Consider the following 6,552-nt stretch of genomic DNA (forward strand, 5'->3'; position numbering starts at 1 on the left):
TAGCTATCATTTCATCGTTGGCACGCCATGCAGCAACTGTCCAATCGCCGCCGTTGCCCGCGCTGCTAGAATTTCGTAATCCACTGGGTGCAGCGTGCTGACGTTACTAATCAGTTGCGCCGCGATGCCGTGGGCAACCATTTGCACCAGTTCATGCGCATGCCCCTCACTACCGCTACGTTGAACTAGCTGGCGTCTAATGAGCAGTTGCAGATGCGCAGCAATCACCGCCGTAATGTCCACTTCATACTGCACTGTGCAAACCGAGCGGTAAAATGCCTGCTGCGCTTCAATCTCAAAACAAACTAAGCGGATGATTTCACCCCACTGCAGGTAGTCGAAGTTCGTTTCAATGACTTCCTGCATTCGGTCGTCCACCGCCCACTCCAACAGCTCGTACTTATCCTGGAAGTGCAGGTAGAACGTCTGTCGGCCGAGGTCCGTCGCGTCCATAATCGCCTTCACGGAGGTGTGATCAAAGCCCCTGCTGATTACCGTAGTCATGAAGGCTGCGGCAATTTTTTTGCGTGTGATGTAGGCGATGACGAGAGGACCTCCTTAGCAAGTATTGGATTAATGGTATCACGAAATAAAAGCGGCTGCCGGAAAATCGGCAACCGCTTTTATTGTTGTGCTTTAACGTTCATCAATCTGTAGAATCTTAATTTCATTAACTTGCTGTGTCAACCCATTTGGCCCCATTACTGGGCCGCGAAGAAGAGCGTGGCCCTTCTGCAAGTTACGTAACTTTTGTTCAATCATGTCCCGCTCGGATTTATCAGCTGTGACAGACTTACTGAGCATGACAACCTGATCCTCCGGCGGCAAGAAGTGCATCTGCATCGCCGCGTTCCAGATTGAATCCCGGTCACTACCGTTTATGCTGGCAATCGACTGGGTCGCAAAAATGCCCGAAATTCCGAACTTACGACCTTCACGTAGAATTTTGACTGCGGGTGAGTCACGATCAAAGCTCAAGTTTTGAACCTCATCCAAAAAGATTGGCAGTGGCTGCGACTCATCCCCACCAGATGACTGAGCATAGTGGAATAGATCCCAGAGTAAGAACTCAGTAACTGCATTCTGCACTCGACGCGGAATGCTCATTAACTGAATGATGTTCATCGTCCCATCGTTCTTGAAGTAGTCAGCCCAGTCAAATTGCTTATCTGATTTTCTAAATACCGGAGAATTAAGTAATGGCTGCAACCGACCGTATAGAGTGTTTGCTTTGTCCTCCTTGATCTTGGCTTTCAGTTGTTCAAATCCATAGTTATCACCATACGTCTCAATGCCCTCAGCAATATAATCCACGAGAGCACTATGTTGCTGTGTTCCTAGATCAAAAACAAAATCTAAAGTTTGTGCAACACGTTCGGCCGTTGTCCCAATGTCTTCTGGTAGAACCATTCCACCACCGTAATCAATGCTGACTCGCTTGAATGGATTCAACGCCATTCCGTCAACAGCGACAATGTGATTAACAATTCTATCACCCATTCGTTCAACAAACATCGGGTCCAATTGGTCTATTCTGTAACTGTCCGAATAGTCAATCACCAGAGTTGAAACATTTTGATTAGCCATCTCGAGCAATAAACCCTGCATAAAGTAAGTCTTTCCTTGCCCAGATTTTCCGCTAACCAACATGTGCCGGTTTGATAACTCACGGTTACCATATTCCCAGTTAATTGTTTGCGTGCCACCAGCAATCCGCCCTAATGGCAAACTAACTGCGTTTACGTTCAAACCATGTGTTACTTCTGGGTCATTGGAATTTGTATTTGCTCCGACTTCTTTCTGTGTTGTATCAGTAATCACGCTTTCCTTTACATCCGATTTACCTTGCTGGTATTGTTCATTAGATTGCAATATTTGAGACTCTGAATCATCTTTGACTGTACTCTTATCGGAATCAGTCATTCTAGGCATTTTTGCAACTGTCTCGCCAACTACGCTGACAGAATTTGACTGGAATGTGTTCACGTTCCGGCGTAAATCTTCAGCTCGGTGTGTCGGTACAACAACAACTGACTTCTTTTTGAGACTAGTCCACTTAGATTCATCTATTTCTGCTGATTCCAAGTATTCTGGAATTCGTGAGGTTTCAAAACCAGCCTTCCCATGTTTAATATCAGCCACCACTGTATCAAGAGACTGTCCCGGCACTGCATAGGCATCACTTTCAGGAACTTCAATTTTTGTCACGTTGTGTTCATCATCCACTGAGAGTAGTTCGAAATTGCGATAGATGACATCTTGCTTAAAACTAACGATCAGTCCATTTCCGAATTCATTACCAGCATCATTAACAAACTTAACTTGCTCGTTTTTGAGCTGGTTCTTTAATGCCTCAACCGCCGAGTAGTCTTTGCTTTGGTACACCCCACTCGATTCCATCTTGCTGAGGTTATTAAGATACAAGGTGACAAAGAAGTCGCGGAATACCCGACCGCTAAATGAATCAGTCTCTAAAACGGCCTGGTTGAGGAAGCGAATTGTATTCGCCACTTGCGACTTCGCCTTGGTCAATACGCCTGCAGAATTCTCACCGACCTTTACCTCTACCGGTAAAATCCGCATCGTAATATCGCCCTTGTCTCCGATTTGTGCACCCATCATGAGAATATCATCGCTTGCACTCTTCAAATCCGCCAGTTGACTCCCACTAAGCATGCTATCCTGCTTGCTCAGGCCCGAACCACCTGTGATGCGGAGCAATTCCTCTAAACTGATTGGAATCCAGTAAGTGTCTTTTGTATCGAGGACACCAATTACCATTTTATATGCCGCGATCGCGCTTAATTTTTCCCGAACGATATTAGGATTACTCTGATGTGTATTCAGAATTCTTAATAACCAAACGCCATTCAGCAAATTAAACGCAGAGATCACCTGCGCCAATGATTCCGTTGTCGGTACGGGAAAGTTTTCATATCGTTCTGCCTGTTTGTCTAACATCTCGCGAATAATCTGATTATAACGATCTACACGCTTCGTCACTGTAATTGAATCCACGTTTGATGTGACATTTTTATCCGTGTAATGAATAACATACAGATCCTTCAACGTATTAAACGCATCTAGATCCAATCGCGGTTCAATGAACGTAACCCAATCACTGCTATCAAAATCATCCTCAAGAGAGCTGTCGTCGAGCTTACTTTCATAGTTCACAATTGTCTTGCCCAGCTCAAACGAATCGTTACCTGTCTTGGTTGCAGCAACAAGAGCATTCCATTTTGCAGCAAAGCTCGTAATAGGGTATTCGTTCACATCTGGGTTACCCATAGTACCGAAACCCACACCCCAGCCGCGCATTTGAGTATATTCACTTGACGCCAGAATTCCGCCCAGAGCTGTATTCATTTTAAGCTTATCCGCACTAATGACGGTGGGACTACTCTGTTTGGCAAATTCGTAGAATGTGATGTGGTAATCCAATTTTGGATCAATTTTGTTATAAATTTGAATATTACGTTGCAGTGCAAGCAAAATATCACGATCAGAAAACTGATTAATAACAGAAGTTTTCAGTTGCTGCACACCTAAGTTGACCAACTGGTCTAAAGTTTGCGCATTAAAAAACTCACGAACTAACTGATTATTATCAACGTCTGAATCTTTATCATCACCAGCAAAGTAAATTTGAATGGGATGCAAATCATCTAGAGTTGGTACTCCCCGACTGTCATTGCTCCTCCTAGCCTTATCAGCAAATTTTGTGATTTTTTCGATCAGTGCATTGATTGCCCCAATCACAATATACTTGTGGTCGGTGATGTTCTTAACGGCAACGTGCAGTGCAAACTGGCGATTCACCTTAAAAAGATAACTAAAGTTTTCAAGAAAGTTGTAAATCCGACTGGAAACCAAATCTGCAATATCACTATCCGTGCCTGTGGTTTTAATCGGATTGTACATTACCCAATGTGGTGCATTATCGTCAATTGATGACTCCAACATTTCTTCGCCAAACTGCAGATATGGAACTAGACGATCCGTGCTCAACCGGTGATTAACGTTACGTGACAACCGTTCGTTGCCGATCTGAGCCTCCGTGATCTGAAAGTACATGACGTTGATTGGAGCCAACGGGGAATAATATACCGAGTCATTTCTGCGAACAGTTCCCAGCTTCGCCAAATTTTGAATCATTGGTGACAGCATGCTGTCATTTTCGATTCCATCGATCACAGCTGCAACCGCCTGATAGTACTCAACTAGCGCATTAGATACTGGATTATCACCGACTACGCTCAGGCTTGGGAGTGTTCCCGCGTCCTGAACTGCACGTCTGACCGCCTGAATCTTAGCGATAATCACATCTGGCAAGTCTAAATCAACTGATTTTGACTCGCCATTTGAAATGTCAATGTAGAAAGTATTGCTGATCAATACGTCCCGTTCAAGTTCCAGATAACGTTGCTGTTCCTTACGCGTGTACACGAGAGAATTACCAATGCTAAGTTGCTGTACACCATTCACCACAACATTTTCCATCGAAGTCCGGCGTTCAATATCAATCATCATCGCCGACCGTGGAACTGGCTTAACCTGCTCAGTAGCTAGCTTAATATCCACGGCTTCGGTACCAATGGCCAATGGAAACATGATCGCTTCGTCATCATCGAACTTGTAATTATTAAAGTCGTAGCTATATCCGTCATCAATGGCAAAACGTCGATTCAGTTGTGTCGAATTATTAATTGCTGTCTGAACAGTCTCTCCCGTCGAGAAAGTCAGTGCTGTCTGCACTTCAAAAACGTTGACTACAATCGCCTTAATTTTGACAGTCAACGTGTACTGAGATTTAATGCTCAAGAAATCTTGCTCTGGCGCACGTACAGCCAAAATTTTAAATACGTTTTTGCTGGCTGCAACACCATTTTGCTCAAAGGTAAGTTTAGTCGCCGCCACATTTTTTTCACGCGGCAAGCGAACTGTAATCTTTAAACGGCGTCCATGTGCTCGCCGTTCAAAAATATGCGCACCGCGGACACCATCATAGTTAATTTCCTTCGTGATGTCGCCCTCGCGTACATTGCTTGTGAATGGTAGTTCAATAATAGGCGCCACGTCTGAATTCTGTTGATCAACGAAAACGATGATGTTATGCGTTCTCAATTTTGCCTTCGTAGTGCCCTCTGGCCGTCGCCATACTGTGATACCCGTTGTTTTTTGCGCGTCAAACTGATCACTGTCAAATTCTGCGTAAACTTTGCGCGCATCGCGTTGTTTAGTATCTGCTTGTAGAATCGGTTCAAACTTGGCATCCGCCCATTCATCGTCATTCAGTAACTGTTTCTTCCGATTGCTTGGAAGTGTCGGCAGCAAGTCATCAATCGCTTCCTCTACGCCTGGCATAGCGTGAATATCTGCGATTTTTTGAAAGAGCTCATGATTCTTTTCCAGTCGCATCTTTTGTGTCTTGCTATCGTTAATCCCAGCTAACTGCTCATCCGCAAACAAACCTAATTTTGGAAAATCTGCCGAGGTTATTTCTCCTTGTTCAAGGATTCCGTAAATATCAGCAAAATCCATTAATTTAAAATCAAACTGTGGATCCTCAAACTCGGCAGCAACCTGTTCAAGTGCACTTACCTCGAACGGGCGCATGTTGGAGCGGCTTATTTCGCTACTGACCTCTCTGGCCAATTTATTACTATTAAAAGGCCCACCGTCACTGCTAATATCTACAGCACCACCAGTGATCGAATCCAGGACACTGCTAGATAGAAAGACAATTGACTTTCCTCGCCAAATACCTTCCTGATCGCCAACACGATTACGTAAAGTTACTAAAAAGTCCATCGTGATATTATCTGCATTACGCACAATCACTAATTCATTCTGATCCACCGTCAGAACCTTTGCCTGGAAGTTCAGACCATCCGGCTGCATGTCAAATATACGTACATTGATACTAGCGTTAGTAGTAACATTACTTAACGCGTCGTAAAGTTGATCCACCTGATTTTGAGAATCGAGTGTGAGTTGGTAACGACTCCCCGCGGCTATTTCGCGGTTTGAAAACCATTTTACAAAAAGATCCGCAAGAAAATTAAAATAACGGTTTGACATACTGTGCATCCCCACTATCGCTCATTTTTTCCAACAAGTTTCGGTCATTTAACAGTTCCGCGAAATGATCACGTGAAGAGCGATCAAGATAAATTCCACGGATTTCTAGCTCAGTAAAGAAATCGTTGAGCATCATTTTCTGTTTTCCAAGAATCACTCCAACAAGTGTAATTAGTAATTCATCACTAACATTGAAAGTCTTGCCTAGTCGTCCTCGCGCCTTAACAAAATCCAACTTTGCAATTTCATCAAAAGATCGCATGTAACGCGACAAGGTTTCCGGTTTCATATTATTCGTCAATAACGAACGTAATACTCTAATTAGTGGCTGGTGAATTAGCCCTAACTTTCAGGCAAATCCGCGATAACTTTGTAATCAATCTTCACCGCAGTCTTATTCTTTTTGGCAGTAATCGAAATTGGTCTACTTAAAACTGCGAGAAGATTTTCCAAATTCGCCATGACCAC

Annotated in this window: 3 protein-coding genes; all 3 read right to left on the reverse strand. The window is 43.8% G+C overall.

Annotated features, from left to right (window positions below; translation table 11 throughout):
• Positions 1 to 6 precede the first annotated feature (6 nt).
• The gene (gene dhaS / locus EKM97_RS06200) at positions 7 to 543 is read right to left on the reverse strand and encodes a dihydroxyacetone kinase transcriptional activator DhaS (protein ID WP_225419230.1); all 537 of its coding nucleotides are present in this window, start codon (positions 541 to 543) and stop codon (positions 7 to 9) included.
• Between the two features lie 93 nt (positions 544 to 636).
• Positions 637 to 6,084, reverse strand: a complete 5,448-nt coding sequence (locus EKM97_RS06205; protein ID WP_164507458.1) for a helicase HerA domain-containing protein — start codon at positions 6,082 to 6,084, stop codon at positions 637 to 639.
• Positions 6,065 to 6,373, reverse strand: a complete 309-nt coding sequence (gene dptG, locus EKM97_RS06210; protein ID WP_164507459.1) for a DNA phosphorothioation-dependent restriction protein DptG — start codon at positions 6,371 to 6,373, stop codon at positions 6,065 to 6,067. The genes EKM97_RS06205 and dptG overlap by 20 nt, the downstream gene beginning before the upstream one ends.
• Between the last annotated feature and the right edge of the window lie 179 nt (positions 6,374 to 6,552).

The sequence above is a fragment of the Lacticaseibacillus songhuajiangensis genome (assembly GCF_003946025.1).
GTDB classification, from domain to species: domain Bacteria; phylum Bacillota; class Bacilli; order Lactobacillales; family Lactobacillaceae; genus Lacticaseibacillus; species Lacticaseibacillus songhuajiangensis.